The organism is Sphingomonas hankookensis (assembly GCF_022664465.1).
GTDB lineage: Bacteria > Pseudomonadota > Alphaproteobacteria > Sphingomonadales > Sphingomonadaceae > Sphingomonas > Sphingomonas hankookensis.
Genome location: NZ_JAKREV010000015.1, coordinates 1 through 16,233, shown reverse-complemented (window position 1 = coordinate 16,233; position 16,233 = coordinate 1). Strand labels below are relative to the sequence as shown.

Below are 16,233 nucleotides of genomic sequence, written 5' to 3'. Positions count from 1 at the left end.
ACCCATTCACAATGCTCAACCCCTACGTCCAATTAGGACGTCCCAGGTGGCGCGGGGTGGAGCAGCCCGGTAGCTCGTCAGGCTCATAACCTGAAGGTCACAGGTTCAAATCCTGTCCCCGCAACCACCACTACAGAACAACCCCCAACGCCCCGGCGAAGGGGGCTTTCTGCGTCCTGCGCGTAGCGCAGCAGCACATCCGCCGATGCCTCGACATCTGCACTGATGGCACCACCGGGCTCGGAGTGGATCGTGATGCTCCGCACCAGGCTCCGAATTGTCGTTACCGCCTCACCGCGAACCGCCTTATCATTCAGTGCTTCGCGCAGTCGGGCGACCTTTTCCTCGAAGCGCCGAATGAGCACGGGGTGGGGGAGGATCTCCGCTTTGGTCGGCTTTGCGCTTGCTGCAAGGCGCGCGATAAGCGCTGCGCGTTCTTTTTCGCGCGTGGAGATCATCGCCATGATGGTCGGACCGACGACGCCCGCAAGCAGATTTTCCGACAGTGTCGCCAGTTCGGCGTCGATGGTTTGCAGATGGCGCGTGCTCTCACGGTCGGTCTCGTCGCTAGCCTTATTTAGGCGCTCCAGCTCGCGTTTGAACTCCGTGATGAACAGCTCTGCCATGTCGGCCGTGAGCAGTTGCGTCTGCAGCGCCGCAAGGACGCCTTCCTCCAGCGGAGCCACACGAACGCTTGACCTGCTGGTACACGTGCCGCGCTCTTTTGCGCCGGCGCAGCGATAATAGTCCTTGCCCGAAATTGTGAAGTTGGAGCCGCATATTCCGCACTTGATGAGACCGGAAAGCAGATGCCGCTCCCGCTTACCGTTACCGCGCTTGACCGCCGACGGCGTGCTACGCGCACGCAATTCCCGGTCCACAGCAGCCGCAAGGCTCTGGTCGATGATGGCCAGGTCGGGCACCGCTACCTCGATCCATTCGGACTGATCCCTTACGCGGTACCGGCGCTCGCGCCTGTCCGAGTCCGGATCCTTGCGCCACTCGCGGCGTCCCCATACCAGCTTCCCGCGATACAGTGGGTTGTTGAGGATGCCGACCTGCTTCCTGGGGTCACCGCGGATCGTGGAGGCGTTCCACTGACCACCGCGCGGGCCGGGAATCCCGCGCTTGTTCAACTCGGTGGCGAGTGAAATGGATGAGCGCCCAGCGGCGAACTGCTCCATGATCCAGCGCACAATCTTGGCCTGCTCAGGCACGATCTCCATAACCCCTGGCGCACCATCCTGCTTGTTTGCTCGCCGGTAGCCATAGGCGCGACCACCGGCGAGGCGCCCGGCCAGCACCGCTGCCTGCATGCCGCGAAAGGTCTTGTGGCGCAGGTTGGCGAGGAACATCGAGCCAAGCAGGCCAGCCACGGCAAGCTTGATCTCGTCGATCTCGCCCTCCATCGACGTGACCAGCCTCACATGGTCGAAGCGAAGCTTCTTGCCCAGCCAGCTGATATCCTCGCCATCCCGTGCGATACGGTCCAGAGCCTCGCAGACTACCATATCGATCCTGCCCGCGCGCACTTCGGCTAGCAGGTTCATCAAGCCTGGCCGGTCGCGCCGGTAGCCCGAAACCTCCGGGTCGGCGTAGGTGGCGACCACGATCCCACCAAGCCGTTCCACTAACGCCGCGCAGGCGGCTGCTTGGTCTGCGCTGGATTGTGGGTTCTGCTTATCGCTGCTGTGACGCGCGTAGATCGCTGTCCTCAGGACGCGCGCTGACAATCTAGGGGTCATGTCAGCGCCGATCGCGATTGACGCGTGATGCCTCGAAGTGCTCGGCGGCAGCTTGGCGAGCGAGCAGGCGCACCAAAATCGCCTCGCCGACGAGCTGCCGCTCGCCATCGTTCAATCGCAGCGTGGCCGTGTTGCCAATCAAGGGTTCGGTGCATCTCACACCATTGATCAACAACATTTAGCTTGTGCGGAGTGCAAGAACGTCTCATTTTTCCCTCCATGCAGGATAATCCGGCTTCCATCGTCGGCAATCGGCTACGAGTAGCGCGCCGTCAGCGTGGCTGGACGCAGGCTCGACTTGCGAGGGAGGCCAAGGTCGCACGGGAGAGCATCTACCGGATCGAGCACGGTCGGATGCCGTTCGGCGATACCGCGATGCGGCTCTGCGACGTCCTCGGCTTCGATCGGGCCGAACTTAGTCTGGATATTCGCGAAACCGATGCCATCCACCTGCACCCATCAAGCACCTTCCTCCGCGACCGTCGGAAGGCGCTTGACCTCACATTGGCAGAGGTGGCGATGGCTGCTGGCGTGAGTGCTGCTACGTTGTCCCGCTTCGAGCGGGGATCGGAACGCAGTCAGGCACTCGCAAGTCACGACGCCGAAGGGCGCGCAACGGAACTGGTCAACCAGGGACTGGCCGAAATACTGCAGTTCGCGTCCATCGATGAACTGACTAAATTCTGGAAAAGCGGCTATCTTTAGTCAGCTGCAGCAGATCTCTGCGATTTCGTCATATAGGCAGCGAAAGGCAACCGACGTGCATCGGTTGCCTTCTCCCAGAGCTCTGTGAATCGTTAGCAGCGCCGTGCACGATTCACGTTGACGTCAGCCACTGCCTCCTCGCTCGCGATGTCGTCGATGGCTGCTGCTACGGCAACGGCGCCCTTCTCGTACCCGAGCGCCACGATGGCATCGATCCGTTCGAAGTTGCGATCAGCATCGAACCAGGTGCAGAAGCGACGCCGTGCGGCGGCGTGTTTGAAGCGGTGCCGATACAGCACTTCTTGCCGCGTACCGTGCGGGCCTTCGAGCACCTCGCCGAGCAGGATCTCGCAAGGGTCGTCGGCGATGTGCACGAACGTTGCGACCACGTTCTCGAACGGGTCGGCGGCGATGAGCGCCCTCATGTGCCGGTCGAACGTCGCATGGCCGACGGCTCGGGCAAGCGCGCCCCACGCCTGCCAGCGGTCGCGGCGCCGGGCGAACCAGCGGGTCGCCGCTTCGAGCGTCCGCCTGTCCGCCATCTCCGCTACCCAGTGCGGCGTGAACGGCCGGCCAAGCCCGACCTCGTGCGTATCCGCAAAGAGCAGGTACAAGCTGGTGCGGTCATCGATGAGCACCTGATGGCGGTCGTGCATATCGATCGTCTGAAGAAACATGGTAGCATCCTTGGCGTAAGCTCGGCGTTGGCAGCCGCTGCCGAATTTCATCCGTCGAATGACCTTCGAGAGTACCGCTCCGACCGCTTGCGCATCGTCGCCTGCTAGCGACGCGGGCACGTTGTTCGTGCCCGAAACCCCCGTCCTGCCGTTAACGACGAACTCGTCTTGACAGCTGTTCGGGGCTCCATACAATCGGCCTTCGCCGCTCTTGATTTCATCCTTCGGATTGCATTCACTCGAGCTTACGAAGTCCTCTTCAACCGTCGCTTATGCGACGGCCCAACAGAACCGACTTGTTGTCGCCGTTCGATGTTCCGATGTGACTCATCGCGAGTTGGTCGCCGATCCGTCACGACATCGCGCGGACCTTAACGGCCCGTTGCGCCTTTGCCCGACCGTCTTGCGCCGGTCCCGAAAACATTGGCGTAGGCCAGCACGATCTCTCCCTGGGAGAGGCTGCGCGGGCCCGAAACATTCTGGTAGAAGGGCGAGAAGTCGAGACGCGCCATTCTGTTGCGCACCCGTCCACGAATGAAGTGATAGCCCTTCGACTTCGCCATGTCGGTGTCGCACACGCGACCGGCATGATAGCCGTTGCGCCGGATCGCGAAGTCGGCGTTCGCCTGGCTGGTGAAGCAGAAATCCGGATGGGTCGTTGGCAGGATGCGGGCCGCACGGGGCGTCGCCTTGCGCTCCCAGATCTGGAAGACGGTGGGTACGTCGTGATCCTCCCCGCGATACGTGTAGGCATTCTTCGGCACGGGTATGTCGCACACGAGGTGAAAGTTGTGGTCGAGGCGATTCTGGATCCCGATTTTGCGGACTGAGAGCGGCAGGATGAATGCGATGAATTCGACATCGGCGCAGTGCGCGGCATGTTTGAAGAATTTGACGGCCAGGTTCGCGGCGTGCCCGAATGGCGGGTTGCCGATGACCGCGACCGGCTTACCTCGATCAAGCCGTGAGGACAGGTCCCGATCGAGGAAATCCGCAGCAAAAACGCCCGGATATTTCGGGTCGAGATCGATGCCGAGCCGGCCGAATGGAAGGAGCGAATAAAACGCCCCATCGCCGGCGCTCGGATCGATCATCTGGTAGTGCTGGGGATCGCAGAACATTCGAAAGACGCTGTAGAGGACCGAAGCAACGCTGCGCTTCGTGTAGAATTGATCAAGCTCGTCGCTACGGTCGTGGTTGTCGTTGTTCGCGGTACGACAACCCGGGCTGAAGTAGCGGTGACGAAAGAAGCTGGGGACATCCAGCTGATCATTGGCTGCCCAAGGGGTGACAGAGCAGCTTGTAGCGGTGTGCCGATACGCACTCGACAGGGTACAGCTACCGACGACGTCGTAACCCGACTTCGGGTTGCCGGTCATCGCACCGGATTGCTCCGGTCGCGGGCAGTTGCGCGCGCCGATGTTACCGCCCGCGACGGTGGTGCCACTGCTATGGCCGCGGACACAGGTCCACGTCGTCCTGCCCCTGTCGGACGTAACGCATTCGCCGATGATACTTGCTGCCTGCCCCATGGTCGTTCCCATTCCCGATCGTGATTGGTGAGCAATCCGCCCCCTGCTTACGGATGCTAGTCCGGGGAGCTTGCGCATGGCAGTAGGTTGGGCAAAACTGTCGCATGGCCCCCAGAAATAACCTTACGCCGCGTGCCGCCCGACCGGACGACCTGCATCTCAAGGTAACGGCCGCGCGGGAGACGCGCGGTTTGAGCAAGGCGGAGCTTGCAGCCAGCGCGGGTGTCTCGCTGCGCACGGTGCAGCGGCTCGAGCGGGGAGAGGGAGTGTCGGCCGACAAGATCTTGCGGATCGAGCGGGCACTCGGGCTTGATCGGGGTACGCTCGTGCCGGGATGGGATACCCGAGCGACCGTGCTTTCGGATGCGATGGGTCCGCGTGTTCGCGAACTACGGCGCTCGTTCAGGCACACGTCGAAGGACATGGCGGAGGCGATGAAGATCAGTGTGTCGACGCTGTCGCGCCTCGAGAACGGGTTACTCGGCGATGTAGACCTCTGGGATCCCCGGATCGTATCGGCACTGGTCTGGCGGTATTTTCTTACCAGACGGCACTTCGACGACTGGGTTGAAGGCAACGGCCCGACACCCCGCCCCGACCGGCAGTAAGAGGGTGCCGCCTGACAGATCATATCCGCGCAACTGGCTCCTGGTCAGGCATCGCACCGGCCATCCATGCCTGTGCCCGAACATAGCCCTCCATCCGCGTTTGCGGATCGGACCAGGGAACTTGCCCGGCGTAATGCAGCGCGTTGCGCAGGCGAAAGCCGAGCGGCTCGTCGGCCAGCGGAGGCGGAACCAGCCAGGTGTCGGAACCCGTCCCGCACCAGAGCGCCAGGGGCCAGGTCCACGCCGTCTCGCCGCTCGCCCAGATCGCCAGTGCGAAGCTGATGTTCCCCTCGGTCGGTCGTGAGACGATGAGCGCATCGGAGCGTGTTTCACGAACGACCGGAGCGACCTGGCGGATCGCGAAATCGAGACCCGAGGTGGTCGGTACCAGCAACATCTGTGGATCGGGAACGTAGAGATATTGGGCGAAGGCCTGCGGCAGTAACGGACCCGGGCCGAGCCGCCAGTCCATACGTGCAACAAGTGCAAGCGTCAGCATCAGCGCGCGCGCCTCGGCAGCGGCGCGCATCGTGTTCGGTGTCATTCGGGATTTTCCTTTTACCTGGAAGGGTCTGCCGTCCTCTCCAATGCAGCTTCCGGGCACGCGCACGCGTCATGCCCGGCACATCCTGTCAGCCATCTGCTCCGACGATCGTGGCGAGACGTTCGAGGACCAGCTCACGTCCCTTGTCGCGGGCGAGTTCGGCCACCGGTCTGCCAAAGAGCGAGTAGGGGGTGAGCACGCGCGGTCCGGGTATGATCATGTGGACATGCGGTGCTGCCGTGCCGCCGCTTCGTGCCGGGACATGCTGGACCAGCAGCACCGCGATATCGAAGCGTTCGACGAGCCACCGTCCAAGCAAGCGTGCCACCTCATACTGCGCGTGCAGCGCGACGGGCGCGGAGGTCAGCGTGATATAGGCCGCCTGCGCCTTGGCATCGGCGAGCTGGCTGCGTTCGGCCAGTTCGATCAGGTTCCTCGGATCGAGCAGATGGTCACCGGCATGCGCTGGCAGCAGCACTTCGTGCCGGTGGGCGGTAACCGTCCAGGGCGAAGTGTCCGGCGGTGCCGCGACCATGAGCTTGGCCACCGCGAACCGGGCGAGCGACGGGCGATAGCCCCCGAAGGTAGGGCGCAGCACGCCCCACATCACCTTGATCCCGCCGGGACCTACCTCTCCCGGCGGATGACCGATCAGCGGCAGCCAGCTGTGCGGATCGTTGTCACTGGGGGCCACGTCTGGATTGATCCGGAACGGCGACACCATCAGTTCGTCACCGCCCGGCGGCGGGGCGACGCACAGGCTCGTGCGGCACGCTCGATCCCGGCGGCGCGCTCGCCGAGCGTGTCGTAGGGCGGCAGCAGCGTGACCGTAAAGCCCGCGGTACCGATCTCGACGCTGGGACCAAAGCCATGCGGGACCAGCCAAAGCGCGTCGGCCTTCATCCACAGCGTAAGGTCGTGCTCGACCCAGGCGGCCCAGCGCGGCGCGGCCAGCGCGATATCGGCTCGCACCACCGGAAGGTCGTCGTGAACGTACCGGCGCAGCAGCACGACATCGGCCGCATAGGCCATGGCTGCGGCCTCGACCCCGTCACGGTAGAACGGCGCCCCGGCATGGGTAAGTGCAATGATTGCATCGCGCGCGGGCACATGGATCGAGACTGCAGGCAATCCTGCTGGCGAGACGAAGTCGGGGCCATCGTCGATGCCCAGGGCTGCGAGCACGAGATCGAAGGGCCCGGCCGCCTCGAGGCGGCGGACAGAGAGCATGTTCATGGAGGAAGCGGACCTTTGCCTGATGTGGTCGCGTGGCCGTTCCAGCCAGCGACAAGCCCCTTCGACCTTTCACGTCATTTCCAGGGCTCGACCGAGACCGGACAGCCTTCCCGCAAGGACCGACGATGTCGGTCCGCCTTCAGCGCATCCGCGCTGCCGCCTTCCGGAGCCGCGTCGAAGCGCGGTGGAGGACCTGGCGCGGCCGACGCGCCACCAGATCCGGTCGGGTCGCCTGGAAGCGACCCGACCGGCCAGGCGAGGGGGTGCGTCTGCCCCTCGCCTGGCTCGCGCGCGTGCGCGTGCGCGTGAGAGCAAGGTAAAAGTGGCTGCTCCACTTTTACGGTATTGCGCCCGATTCCGTGTGAGCCTGTTCGAGGCGCACACGGTTTCCTCCATGTTAGGTTGAAAACAGGCCGACGTTAGCCGCAGCGAAGCGTAGGTTAGCCGACCGGCGGCCGATGTTAGGCAGGACGAAGCCCTGGTGAGGCGTAGGCGATGACGGTCAGGCAACTATTGGCCACCTGACCGTCATTGAAGGCGGGCGGATCGTTCAGCCGAAGGTCCGGTGCATCGCCTCGAGGTCGACTGCGGCAAGCCCGCCGTTGAATGCAGCCCTCACGAGGGGAGCGATGTCGCCGACGGGTTCGACTGTCGCTGGCAGCAGCCCGGCGTCGTGCCACTGTTGGCGCGCCTTCCAGTTCGGATGGCCGGTCATGAACGCCGCGATGGCCGCGGACGCAAAGATCGGCAGATGCTCGAGCGGCGTGCCCGGCGGCGGGGGACCGACGGTCATCGCATGCCATTCGATGCGGTCGGCAATTCCGGTGAGGATGGCATCGATCCGCGCGTCTCCGGTCATCGACGATTCGCCGTACACGCCTGCTCGGACAGTGCAGTTCACACTGCGCACGATATGTGCACCACGCTCAAGACGCGTCCGGTTCGACATGAGTTCGGGCAGCAGCAGTCGCAGCCGTGCATGATGCTCGGTCAGGTCCTCGTCAGGATCGACGGGCGTGTCGAGATAGCGGGTCGCGGCCTCGGCCTGTCGTTCGATGGCGGCCTCCTCGTCCTTGTCATGCTCTTTGCCGCGCTGCTGCCGGGCAGCGGCGAGCAGTCGCTCGACCGCTTCATCGATCCGCGGCGAGAAGACATGACCGCTCAAGGCCGCCTGCTCGGTCGCGGCCACCAGCGCGTCGATCGTATCGGCGAGCTGGCGTTCATCATGGCCGATGAAGAACGTCTCGATATCGGCACCGCGCGGAAGACTGTGTGTGATGTCTTCATTGGTCCGCTCCACGAGGTCCGGCGTGGCGAACTTCGCGGTCACCTCGGCGACTGCCTGACCAAGTGCTGCGACATACGCTGGATTGTCGGCCATGGCATCCATCTGCCGCCTGGTCTGCGACGGTAATGGATGGACCGCGAGCCCGACGACCCAGGCAGGGCCGAGCGCCTGCCTGGCGCAGACCGCCTGCTGCAGGTCACGGTGCACCATCGCCGTCGTCATCATCGCCGCTTCGGTATAGAGCGCGGCGTTGCCGGCGGGGGAAACGCGGACGCGGTTCACCCCGTCGCGGTGCTGCGCGACCATCCGCGGCAGGAACACGCCGGCCGAACCGGTCGAGCGTTCCTCATCGCGCTTGCGCTTGGCCCGGTAGAAGGCGATGTCGAAGCCGCCGTTCGCCTTCGCCTCGATCCATGCCTGCGGAAGCGGATGCGGCCCGGTGAGCGCCCGCAACAGATCGAGCAGGACGTCGCCCCGCCCATAGGGCGGTTGCCCGCCGAGGCGATGGGCGACCGTGTCCGCGAGCTTGCCGTGCCGAGTGACGAAGCGCTTGATGAGGTCGGTAGCGACCTCGTCGGCGGTCTTGAGCATCCGGTCATGGGCATCGCGCATCGCCATCAGCTCGCCGAACAGCCGACGCTCCTCGGGCGTCAGCTTCATGAAGAAGTCAGCCATTGCGCTTCCCCCTTCGCGGCCGACGCTGTTTGATGGGGATTGCGGATGCGGGCTGACGCAGGATGATCGCGGCAATATCGCGATGCTGCTCGTCGGACAGGCAGGCATAGTGCCGCCGCGTCACCTTATAGTCGTGGTACAGCGCATCGATCGTGTCGACGACCTCGACATACAGGTCGAGTTCCTCACGCAGATGATCGGCGTCACGATACTCGCGGTCCCGCCGGCGTTCCTCGGAGAGTTCGACCTGCGCCAGTTCGCGCTTGATCGCGAGTTCGAAGACCTGGGGCAGCAGGTCGGCCAGCCCATCATCATAGCGCAGCAGGCGGTTGGTCAGCGCCCGGCGGCGCTCGTCGGGGTAGGTCGTGCGCAGGCGCGGATCGCCGAGGCGGTTCTCGTCGCACACCCCCGTGACATGGGTCGCAAAGCCGGCGCGACGTTCGAACAGCTTTTCCACCATCTCGGTGGTTTCGTCGATCTCAGCGGCATAGCGCGCAGCGATGTCGTCGGTCAGTTCGGGTCTGAACCCGAACCGGTCGGCATGGCGCTCGATCAGGCCGAGCGCGAATTGAAGAATTTTCATGAATGCTCCGTTCGTCGAAGGTCGTCGGGAAAGACGATCGACTTACGGAGCGACCCAACCTTGGACCGGGCGAAGCACCAGGCCGGCATGCGGTTGCACAGGAAAACGGACAGCGAAATCCCAGGCCCGCACCTGCTCGACGGTCAGCAGGTTCCGAACGGTACCGTCCCACAGGATCATCAGCTTCCCAAGCAGGAAAGCAACGATCTTTCGCAGGATGGACAACACAGTGCTCACCAGACGAAGCTAATCGCTTTTGTCGCGGCAGGCAATTACCCCCTATTCTGGCTAGTTCCCAAACCCGTCAGTGCCTGCTCGGGAAACAGCAAGTCCGGTAAGGCCATAGCGCTAGATTGCCCAATAGGGACTGCTCAGACCACACGCTTGCGATTCGGATAACTGGCTGGCGTAAGCAAGCAGTACGCTGCCGCTATTGTTGGAACCCTCAGCAGGAAATGATCCGGAACTTTGGCGGGACCGTACGTGCGTTTCTTGGTGAAAGCGGCCTGTCCGCTATCGAGCAGCGATTGTTGTAGACGGCCGTTCGTTCAGATGGCGGGGCAGGAGCTCATGCGGCCGCTTCCTGGTAGAGACGGGACGGGCCTCCTCGGAGCTGCAGCCTGAGATAAGCGGACGTTTGTTCAGACAGGTGGCGTCCTCCAGCCGCACGCGCTGTGGTGGCGCTTCGCGCGGCGCGGCTGGGACGAGCGGCTGAAGGAGGCCGGCGCCCACCTGCGCTGCACCGGCCGCTCGGCTGACGTCCAAGCAGTGAGGCTATGATCCTGCAGCCATCATCGCCGCGTAGTCGTCGATCACCGTCACGATGCGATCGAGGATGGCGCGCATCGCGTCGAATTCGACAATCTTCCGGTTCTTCTTGATCACGTACTCGGCGAAAAGGCTCTTTCCGTACTCCTTCGTAATGTCGATATCCTTGCCGAGATTGAGCGTCTTTCCTCCCAGCTTCTCGTCGCGCCATTTCGAAGGAAGGAAGTCCTCGATCATCGTCGCAGCCCCCGTGTCGGTCAGAGGGGTCGGGACGACATAAAGGTTGTCTCCGATGAAGTAGAACGGATCCTTTCCATCGCATGTGCCCTTCGTGATGGCTCGCACGACCTTGTAAATGCCGTCGGCACCAGCGTCGTTGTCAATTAAGAGGATCACCGGAAACCGCTCCGCATAAGGCGCGGTGAACGGCTTCAGATTCTTGCGGTAGTCCTTGATCAGGTTGTTGAAGTGACCCGAACCCCCGGCGATGCCGAGCAGACGCTTCGTGTGGTCGGAATAGTTGAACAGTTTTACCTTGACCGAGACCGCTTCGCCCTTCTTGTCGGCCAGCTTCGCGTAGTCGTCGGCGAAAGCCTGGATCGCGCACCGGACGTAGATGTTGTCCGTCTTACCCTCGCATAGGATCGTTGGCATCGACGGCGCATAGAAGTGTCGATAGAGCAAGAAAGCTCTGTAGATTTGCTCGACGCCTGAGAGCTTGTGGTCGCGCTCGACGACCTGCTTGTGCCGCTTGACGCTGTCGATGAAGCTCAGCACGCCTTCCATCTGATCGAGCGCCCCATCGGCATCCTCAACAATCGTTGAGCCGTCGTCCTTACGGATTGTCTGTTTGATCTGATACTTGCCGGTCTTGAACAACCGGTGGCATTTAGCACGCGTATCGCGATAGTATTCCGATCGGATGTTGACCTTCTCGTTTACAATAAGTCCGGTAACGTCCTGCCGTGACTGCCGCAGCTGCATCCTAGTCTTGACGGGGTTGAGCTCAAAGCCGGCTCTTTGAATCGCGCCTTTCAGTGTGGGGCCGGCGATCCACTGCCCGTCTGCATCTATTGCGGCGACCTCTTCCGGGAAGGTGCGGCCGTTGGTCGAGAACGTCAGGTCATCGGCGTAGCGAGTGTAGTGCAACCCGAAGCGTCGGGCGAGCTTGGCCAGCCGCACGTCGAGGATGTGCGCGATGAGGTTCGAGACGACTGGGGACGTTGGCGCTCCCTGAGGCAGACTGTTTTCATAGCACACGATGTGCGCGAGGACCGTCGCAACGCGCTCGTGGAGCGCGAAGTGCTTGTTAGTCATCAGAAAACCGCGCACCCGTCCAAAATTAATGGTCCCAAAGAAGTCGGCGAGGTCGACGTTGAGAACGAAGCGACGGCTACGATGCTGATAGGCGTTGGTTATAATCGAGTGACCGCGTCGAAAGCCGTGCGACAGCTTCTCCTTCTGCGATCGCGCCTCGTTGATGTCGGCAATGCAGTCCTGGAGCAGTTCCGCCAGCCTAGCCTGAACGTTCTTGAGCTTCGGCTCCGGCGCCTTGATCGTCCGGGTTCCGCCCCGCGACTTGGGAATCTCGAACACGGTGTATCTGGGCTGCTGCTTGTAAATCACCCATGCGAAGGCCTTAGGATGGAATCCCAGCAGCAGTGCGACATCGGTAAGCGATGTCGCCATCTTCAGGTCGTCGATCCTCTTCACGGTCCCCGCCCATCAGTCCATCGGCTCGCGGACACTCCTTCGCAGGCGTAAGGCCCTCAGAGATTGCCCATATGGACCGCAGGAGCAATTCTCCCGCACATTCTTTTCACGTGTCGCGAAACGCGACAAAAAATCTGTCCGCGAGCCAGATTGGAACTTAGCCGTCGAGCGGCGCATGGCAACTGTAAAAGGCGCAGCTGAATTGCTCCAGCGACCCCTGTCTAATCCGGGATCACGCGATCGAATCGCCTCCCGGTATGCTTCCAAACACGTGCGATGAAACCGCAGATGGCTTCAGCCCGGAGGGCGTCGAGCCTTTCGTCCAACTTGCGCCGATGACCGCAGGGCGGGAGGTGGTCGAGGACTACCGCACCACTCAGTTCCCGCTGCGCACCCATCCGATGTCCTCTCTGCTGGAGGAGCTGACCGCTGCCGCGCGCGACCATGCGCGGACGTCGCCACCATCAGGGACGGACTGCACGTCGACGTGGCGGGCGAGATCCTCGTCCGGCAGAAGCCCGGCAGCGCCGAGGGCGAACTCTTAATTGCCATTGAGGACGAAACCGGCGTCGACCAAGGCATCCTGTGGCCGGACCGTTCCGAGACTCGGTGCCGGACGTCATGTCGGCGCCGATGGTATCGGCATATAGACAGATGCGCTGAAGCAGTCGTTGAGAGACGTGGTTCGGGGGCAGGAAATTGTTTTGACTGCTGGCAGTTAGCGACCAACTCGAGCCGTTCGAAGGCCTGCGCCAGCACGCTTCTCCGAATCCGTCACGCGCAGCGGCTACCCATCGGCGCGGGTTCTGCGGCCGCAAACTCGTCTATCAACCTTGCGCCGTCGCGGTTTGGAAAGCGTTACGTGTGCGGTCATCCGCTCAGTTCGGGACCCGGAACGGCTCCCAGGGCGATATTCCTGGTTGCAAAGGTATAGCCACATGGCATCCTAACCTCCGGGGGCAGCAATTTCGATGGCATCCAAGGCTCTGATTGCAAAAAAACCGCGTGAACAAGGAGGTTCAGCGGCCTCGCGCGCTTTCGATTTTCAAATGCACGCGTCGATGGCGCGCATCCTCGATGCATATCAAAACGGCGAAGGCTTCGTCGCCTATTTTGACTTCTTTGACGACCTGATCTTCCTGACGGGGGACGGCGACGACGCTGCGATTTGTTTTTATCAGATGAAGTCACGCGCAAGTTCGGCTTGGACGCCGACCCGGCTGGCAAGCAGGCCGGCCAAAGGCGATCTGCCCAAATCCATCGTCGGCAAAATCTATCACAATCTGCATGAATTCGGGGTGCTGGTCCGCAAGGCGGCGATCATCTCGAACCAGCATCTGCAAGCCAAATATCTTGATGGCAGCAAGACCGGGCCGGACGACGGTGAGATATTGCTGTCGGCGTTATCGGCTGACGATCACGGTGTCCTAGTCGCTGCGATCGAAGCCGACTTCCCCGGCGACATCGATCCACGGCACTCCGAGGTCCTGGTGTATGAGCGCATCGCGCTCGACATGCAGAGCTTCCGCCAGACCTTGCTCGGCATGGTCACCGAGTTCGCGAACGCGATCGGGCCAGAATATGCAGTTTCCGCCCAGCCGCTTTATCAGGCGCTGCTCAGCGAAATCTCGCGTTGCACCGGCACCGTCGCTTCCAGCGCTAAGACGTTAGCCGATCTGAAAAAGCAAAAGGGGCTTGCGGCTTCGGACGTCGGAGCGCTGGTCGAGCAGATGAAGCGACGCGGCCGAACGCCGACCGAGTGGTGGCCGACCGTCGAAACCGAGTTGATAGCCGACGGATGGAAAACCATCCCGTTGCGCCGCTTGTCGCTCTCCTGCCTCGAATATTGGCGTGCCCGCGAACGCGGCGACGCGATTGCCCTCGATCTCCATCGAGCGCTGGCTGAGTTGCTCACCGAGCACCCAAGCCTCATGGACGACACGATCATCGGAACAATGGTCGCCTATAAGATCGCCGGCAGCATATCGGACCCAGTGGGTGAACCATATACCGGCCAGGCCGCACTCCTTGTCGAGACCATGGAATCGCTCGGATGACGGGCCCCAATCTCACGCGGCTGCGCCGCATCTTGCGATCGCTGAAAGACGCTAGCCATGGCCAACGTAAAGTTCGTCGGACTCTTCCTGTTGTCGCAGACCGAGAAGCGCGCGTTGAAGGTGCCCTTGAACGCGTCAAGGATCGTCATTCAAGGTGGAAACGGCTTCGGAAAATCAGCGATTCTGAAGAGCATCTACGAGACGCTGGGAGCCTTGCCGCAGAAGATTGATAGCCGATGGCGGTCCGCGCACGTCTCGAGCGCATTGGTCTTCGAATACCAAGGCAAACGCTACACTGCGGTGAAGGCGCTGGGCATGCACGCCTTGTTCGACGCCGAGCGAAAATTGCTGTTCTCAGGCCAGCAGGTGGTGAAGGAATGGGGTCCCCAGCTCGCGCGTTTCTTCCGTTTCAAGCTGATCATGACCGATCGCGACGGCGATATCGTCGTACCGCCGCCGTCCTACATGTTCGCGCCGTTCTACATCGATCAGGATATGGGCTGGAGTCGGCCTTGGTCATCCTTCCAGGATCTCTACCTCCCCGACAGCGCGCGCACCTTGGCCGACTATCATTCTGGGCTCAGGCCCGACGCTTATTATGAAGCGCGCGCTAATCTCGCCGTTGATCGCATTGCGCTTTCAGAACTTGAGGCGAGTGTCTCAACGCTGCGAGATGCCATCGAGCAAATCCAGCAGATTGATGAAGGTGCCAGCCCCACCTACGACATTGGAGAGTTCCGCGCCGAGGTTGACGACCTTGTTCGGGAAAGCGAGACGCTGCTCACGCAGCAGCGCGAGTTCCGCCGCGACATCTCCGAACTGCACGAGGAAACGCACCTGCTTCAGGCTGAGAAGAGCCTGCTCGAACGAGCGCTACGCGAAATGCGCGAGGAGTTCGACGTCGCTGCCGCGCTAGCCGACGAGATTGAGTGCCCGACCTGCGGCCAGGGTTATGCGAACGACCTCGCCGATCGCTTTGCGCTGATCCAGGACGAGGGAGTGCTGACTGAGGCGATCGGCGCCGCCAACATCAAGCTGGCTCGGGTCAGGGACGGCGAGCGAGAGAAACAAACTAAGCTGCACGACATTGAGATGAGTCTGCGGCGGATTGAGCATATCCTTGCGGTCGAGCGAGCGGCCCTGTCGTTCAACGATGTTGTGATCGCCGCGGGCAAGACCGAAGCTGCTAAGATCCTTCGCAGTTCGCTTGGTGAGAAGGCGGCCGATGCCGCTGATGCGCGCCAACGCGTTGACAAGCATCGAGATACAATGACCAGTCTCACTAGTTCCAAGCGGAGCGGAGAGATTCTGAAATTCTACCGCGCGCTTCTCGCTAGATATGCCTTCGACCTCGATGTCGCGCTCGAGCAGGACGGCGCGCAATCCATACATCGTATCCAGGCCGCGCGTGGCAGCGAGGGACCTCGTGGTCTGCTGGCATACTACTACTCGTTTCTGCGGACCCGCTATCAGTATGCGACCGCTACGGCCTTTCCCATTGTGATCGACGCCCCCAATCAGCAGGGCCAGGACGCGGTGCACCTGCCGCAGATGCTGAAGTTCATCTTCGAGCAGGCGCCGGCCGATGCGCAGGTCATTGTCGCCGTCGAGGAGGCGTCGCAGGGCCTGCCGGACGATGTAGACATCCGATCCTATGGCGTGCAGCGGAGGCAAGTGCTACGCGAAGCCGAGTTCGATGAGGTCAACGAAAGGTTCGCTGTTTACACTCGCCAGCTGCTGGTGTGATGGTGCGGCTAGCTAAAACTATGGCATATCTCGTTCTAAAGGGCGCTTAAAGTCACCGTTGTCTAATCGCCACGCCTTTTGCCATTCTGCGCTGTCGGTCTGGCAACCGATGAATATCTGATCCTGACGGAAGCTGCCGTTCGATCTATCGCTCTGGAACGACGGAAAAGTCCCAGGCTTCGCCGTTCCAGCGGCGATGCAGGGCAATCACGCACATCTTGACGTGACCGTAAGCGTGGCCGGTAGGCCGCCTTGCGGTGGTCTTAGCCTTCGGGATGCTTGTCGTCTTTGACGAGGGCGCGGGTGTTGCGGGAAATTTTCGGTTCTACGACCAGTCATACGAGCACTTGTATGAC

The 16,233-nt window shown here is 62.0% G+C and carries 15 protein-coding genes and 1 tRNA gene; 5 read left to right on the top strand and 11 right to left on the bottom strand.

Annotated features, from left to right (window positions below; translation table 11 throughout):
- Nucleotides 1–50: 50 nt before the first annotated feature.
- Nucleotides 51–127: transfer RNA gene (locus MF610_RS18580), tRNA-Met, on the top strand.
- Here MF610_RS18580 and MF610_RS19230 read toward each other — a convergent pair.
- Together MF610_RS19230 and MF610_RS18570 are read right to left on the bottom strand one after the other, a co-directional pair.
- Nucleotides 84–1,745, bottom strand: coding sequence for a recombinase family protein (locus MF610_RS19230; protein ID WP_380870575.1), 1,662 nt, complete (start codon nucleotides 1,743–1,745; stop codon nucleotides 84–86). The genes MF610_RS18580 and MF610_RS19230 overlap by 44 nt on opposite strands.
- Before the next feature lies 1 nt (nucleotide 1,746).
- Complete coding sequence (locus MF610_RS18570) at nucleotides 1,747–1,923, bottom strand: hypothetical protein (RefSeq protein ID WP_242201831.1); 177 nt, start codon at nucleotides 1,921–1,923, stop codon at nucleotides 1,747–1,749.
- Between the two features lie 41 nt (nucleotides 1,924–1,964).
- Here MF610_RS18570 and MF610_RS18565 point away from each other — a divergent pair, with 41 nt between their 5' ends.
- Complete coding sequence (locus MF610_RS18565) at nucleotides 1,965–2,450, top strand: helix-turn-helix domain-containing protein (RefSeq protein ID WP_242201829.1); 486 nt, start codon at nucleotides 1,965–1,967, stop codon at nucleotides 2,448–2,450.
- A gap of 92 nt (nucleotides 2,451–2,542) precedes the next feature.
- On the opposite strand, the gene MF610_RS18560 is transcribed toward MF610_RS18565, so the two are convergent.
- The gene (locus MF610_RS18560; protein ID WP_242201827.1) at nucleotides 2,543–3,127 is read right to left on the bottom strand and encodes a hypothetical protein; all 585 of its coding nucleotides are present in this window, start codon (nucleotides 3,125–3,127) and stop codon (nucleotides 2,543–2,545) included.
- A 371-nt stretch (nucleotides 3,128–3,498) separates the two neighbouring features.
- Nucleotides 3,499–4,659: a hypothetical protein gene (locus tag MF610_RS18555; RefSeq protein WP_242201826.1), complete on the bottom strand. Its 1,161-nt coding sequence runs from the start codon at nucleotides 4,657–4,659 to the stop codon at nucleotides 3,499–3,501.
- 104 nt (nucleotides 4,660–4,763) lie between these two features.
- Between MF610_RS18555 and MF610_RS18550 the strand changes: the two genes are divergently transcribed.
- Nucleotides 4,764–5,267: a helix-turn-helix domain-containing protein gene (locus tag MF610_RS18550; protein ID WP_242201824.1), complete on the top strand. Its 504-nt coding sequence runs from the start codon at nucleotides 4,764–4,766 to the stop codon at nucleotides 5,265–5,267.
- Between the two features lie 19 nt (nucleotides 5,268–5,286).
- Here MF610_RS18550 and MF610_RS18545 read toward each other — a convergent pair whose 3' ends face one another.
- From MF610_RS18545 to MF610_RS18515, 7 genes are all read right to left on the bottom strand, one after another.
- A complete protein-coding gene (locus MF610_RS18545) occupies nucleotides 5,287–5,811 on the bottom strand; it encodes a hypothetical protein (protein WP_242201822.1) in 525 nt (174 codons plus the stop codon).
- A gap of 88 nt (nucleotides 5,812–5,899) precedes the next feature.
- Nucleotides 5,900–6,535, bottom strand: coding sequence for a hypothetical protein (locus tag MF610_RS18540; protein ID WP_242201821.1), 636 nt, complete (start codon nucleotides 6,533–6,535; stop codon nucleotides 5,900–5,902).
- Nucleotides 6,535–7,047 carry a hypothetical protein gene (locus tag MF610_RS18535; RefSeq protein ID WP_242201819.1) on the bottom strand — a complete coding sequence of 171 codons (513 nt, stop codon included), beginning with the start codon at nucleotides 7,045–7,047 and terminating at the stop codon, nucleotides 6,535–6,537. Before MF610_RS18535 ends, MF610_RS18540 begins: the two co-directional genes overlap by 1 nt.
- Before the next feature lie 550 nt (nucleotides 7,048–7,597).
- Complete coding sequence (locus tag MF610_RS18530) at nucleotides 7,598–9,010, bottom strand: hypothetical protein (RefSeq protein ID WP_242201817.1); 1,413 nt, start codon at nucleotides 9,008–9,010, stop codon at nucleotides 7,598–7,600.
- Nucleotides 9,003–9,593, bottom strand: a complete 591-nt coding sequence (locus MF610_RS18525; RefSeq protein ID WP_242201815.1) for a hypothetical protein — start codon at nucleotides 9,591–9,593, stop codon at nucleotides 9,003–9,005. Before MF610_RS18525 ends, MF610_RS18530 begins: the two co-directional genes overlap by 8 nt.
- Before the next feature lie 42 nt (nucleotides 9,594–9,635).
- The gene (locus MF610_RS18520) at nucleotides 9,636–9,830 is read right to left on the bottom strand and encodes a hypothetical protein (RefSeq protein WP_242201814.1); all 195 of its coding nucleotides are present in this window, start codon (nucleotides 9,828–9,830) and stop codon (nucleotides 9,636–9,638) included.
- A 537-nt stretch (nucleotides 9,831–10,367) separates the two neighbouring features.
- Nucleotides 10,368–12,074: a retron Ec67 family RNA-directed DNA polymerase/endonuclease gene (locus MF610_RS18515; RefSeq protein WP_242201813.1), complete on the bottom strand. Its 1,707-nt coding sequence runs from the start codon at nucleotides 12,072–12,074 to the stop codon at nucleotides 10,368–10,370.
- Between the two features lie 971 nt (nucleotides 12,075–13,045).
- Here MF610_RS18515 and MF610_RS18510 point away from each other — a divergent pair.
- Nucleotides 13,046–14,131 (top strand): dsDNA nuclease domain-containing protein, encoded by a 1,086-nt coding sequence (locus MF610_RS18510; protein ID WP_242201811.1) that lies wholly within the window; start codon nucleotides 13,046–13,048, stop codon nucleotides 14,129–14,131.
- A 57-nt stretch (nucleotides 14,132–14,188) separates the two neighbouring features.
- A complete protein-coding gene (locus MF610_RS18505; protein ID WP_242201809.1) occupies nucleotides 14,189–15,877 on the top strand; it encodes a hypothetical protein in 1,689 nt (562 codons plus the stop codon).
- Nucleotides 15,878–16,233: the final 356 nt, after the last annotated feature.

Bases quoted from the DNA above. Each gene is read 5' to 3' on its own strand.
- MF610_RS18535 (WP_242201819.1), bottom strand. From the start codon at position 7,047: ATGAACATGCTCTCTGTCCGCCGCCTCGAGGCGGCCGGGCCCTTCGAT.
- MF610_RS18550 (WP_242201824.1), top strand. From the start codon at position 4,764: ATGGCCCCCAGAAATAACCTTACGCCGCGTGCCGCCCGACCGGACGAC.
- MF610_RS18505 (WP_242201809.1), top strand. From the start codon at position 14,189: ATGGCCAACGTAAAGTTCGTCGGACTCTTCCTGTTGTCGCAGACCGAG.
- MF610_RS18545 (WP_242201822.1), bottom strand. From the start codon at position 5,811: ATGACACCGAACACGATGCGCGCCGCTGCCGAGGCGCGCGCGCTGATG.
- MF610_RS18510 (WP_242201811.1), top strand. From the start codon at position 13,046: ATGGCATCCAAGGCTCTGATTGCAAAAAAACCGCGTGAACAAGGAGGT.
- MF610_RS18570 (WP_242201831.1), bottom strand. From the start codon at position 1,923: ATGTTGTTGATCAATGGTGTGAGATGCACCGAACCCTTGATTGGCAAC.
- MF610_RS19230 (WP_380870575.1), bottom strand. From the start codon at position 1,745: ATGACCCCTAGATTGTCAGCGCGCGTCCTGAGGACAGCGATCTACGCG.
- MF610_RS18525 (WP_242201815.1), bottom strand. From the start codon at position 9,593: ATGAAAATTCTTCAATTCGCGCTCGGCCTGATCGAGCGCCATGCCGAC.
- MF610_RS18555 (WP_242201826.1), bottom strand. From the start codon at position 4,659: ATGGGGCAGGCAGCAAGTATCATCGGCGAATGCGTTACGTCCGACAGG.
- MF610_RS18560 (WP_242201827.1), bottom strand. From the start codon at position 3,127: ATGTTTCTTCAGACGATCGATATGCACGACCGCCATCAGGTGCTCATC.
- MF610_RS18565 (WP_242201829.1), top strand. From the start codon at position 1,965: ATGCAGGATAATCCGGCTTCCATCGTCGGCAATCGGCTACGAGTAGCG.
- MF610_RS18530 (WP_242201817.1), bottom strand. From the start codon at position 9,010: ATGGCTGACTTCTTCATGAAGCTGACGCCCGAGGAGCGTCGGCTGTTC.
- MF610_RS18540 (WP_242201821.1), bottom strand. From the start codon at position 6,535: ATGGTGTCGCCGTTCCGGATCAATCCAGACGTGGCCCCCAGTGACAAC.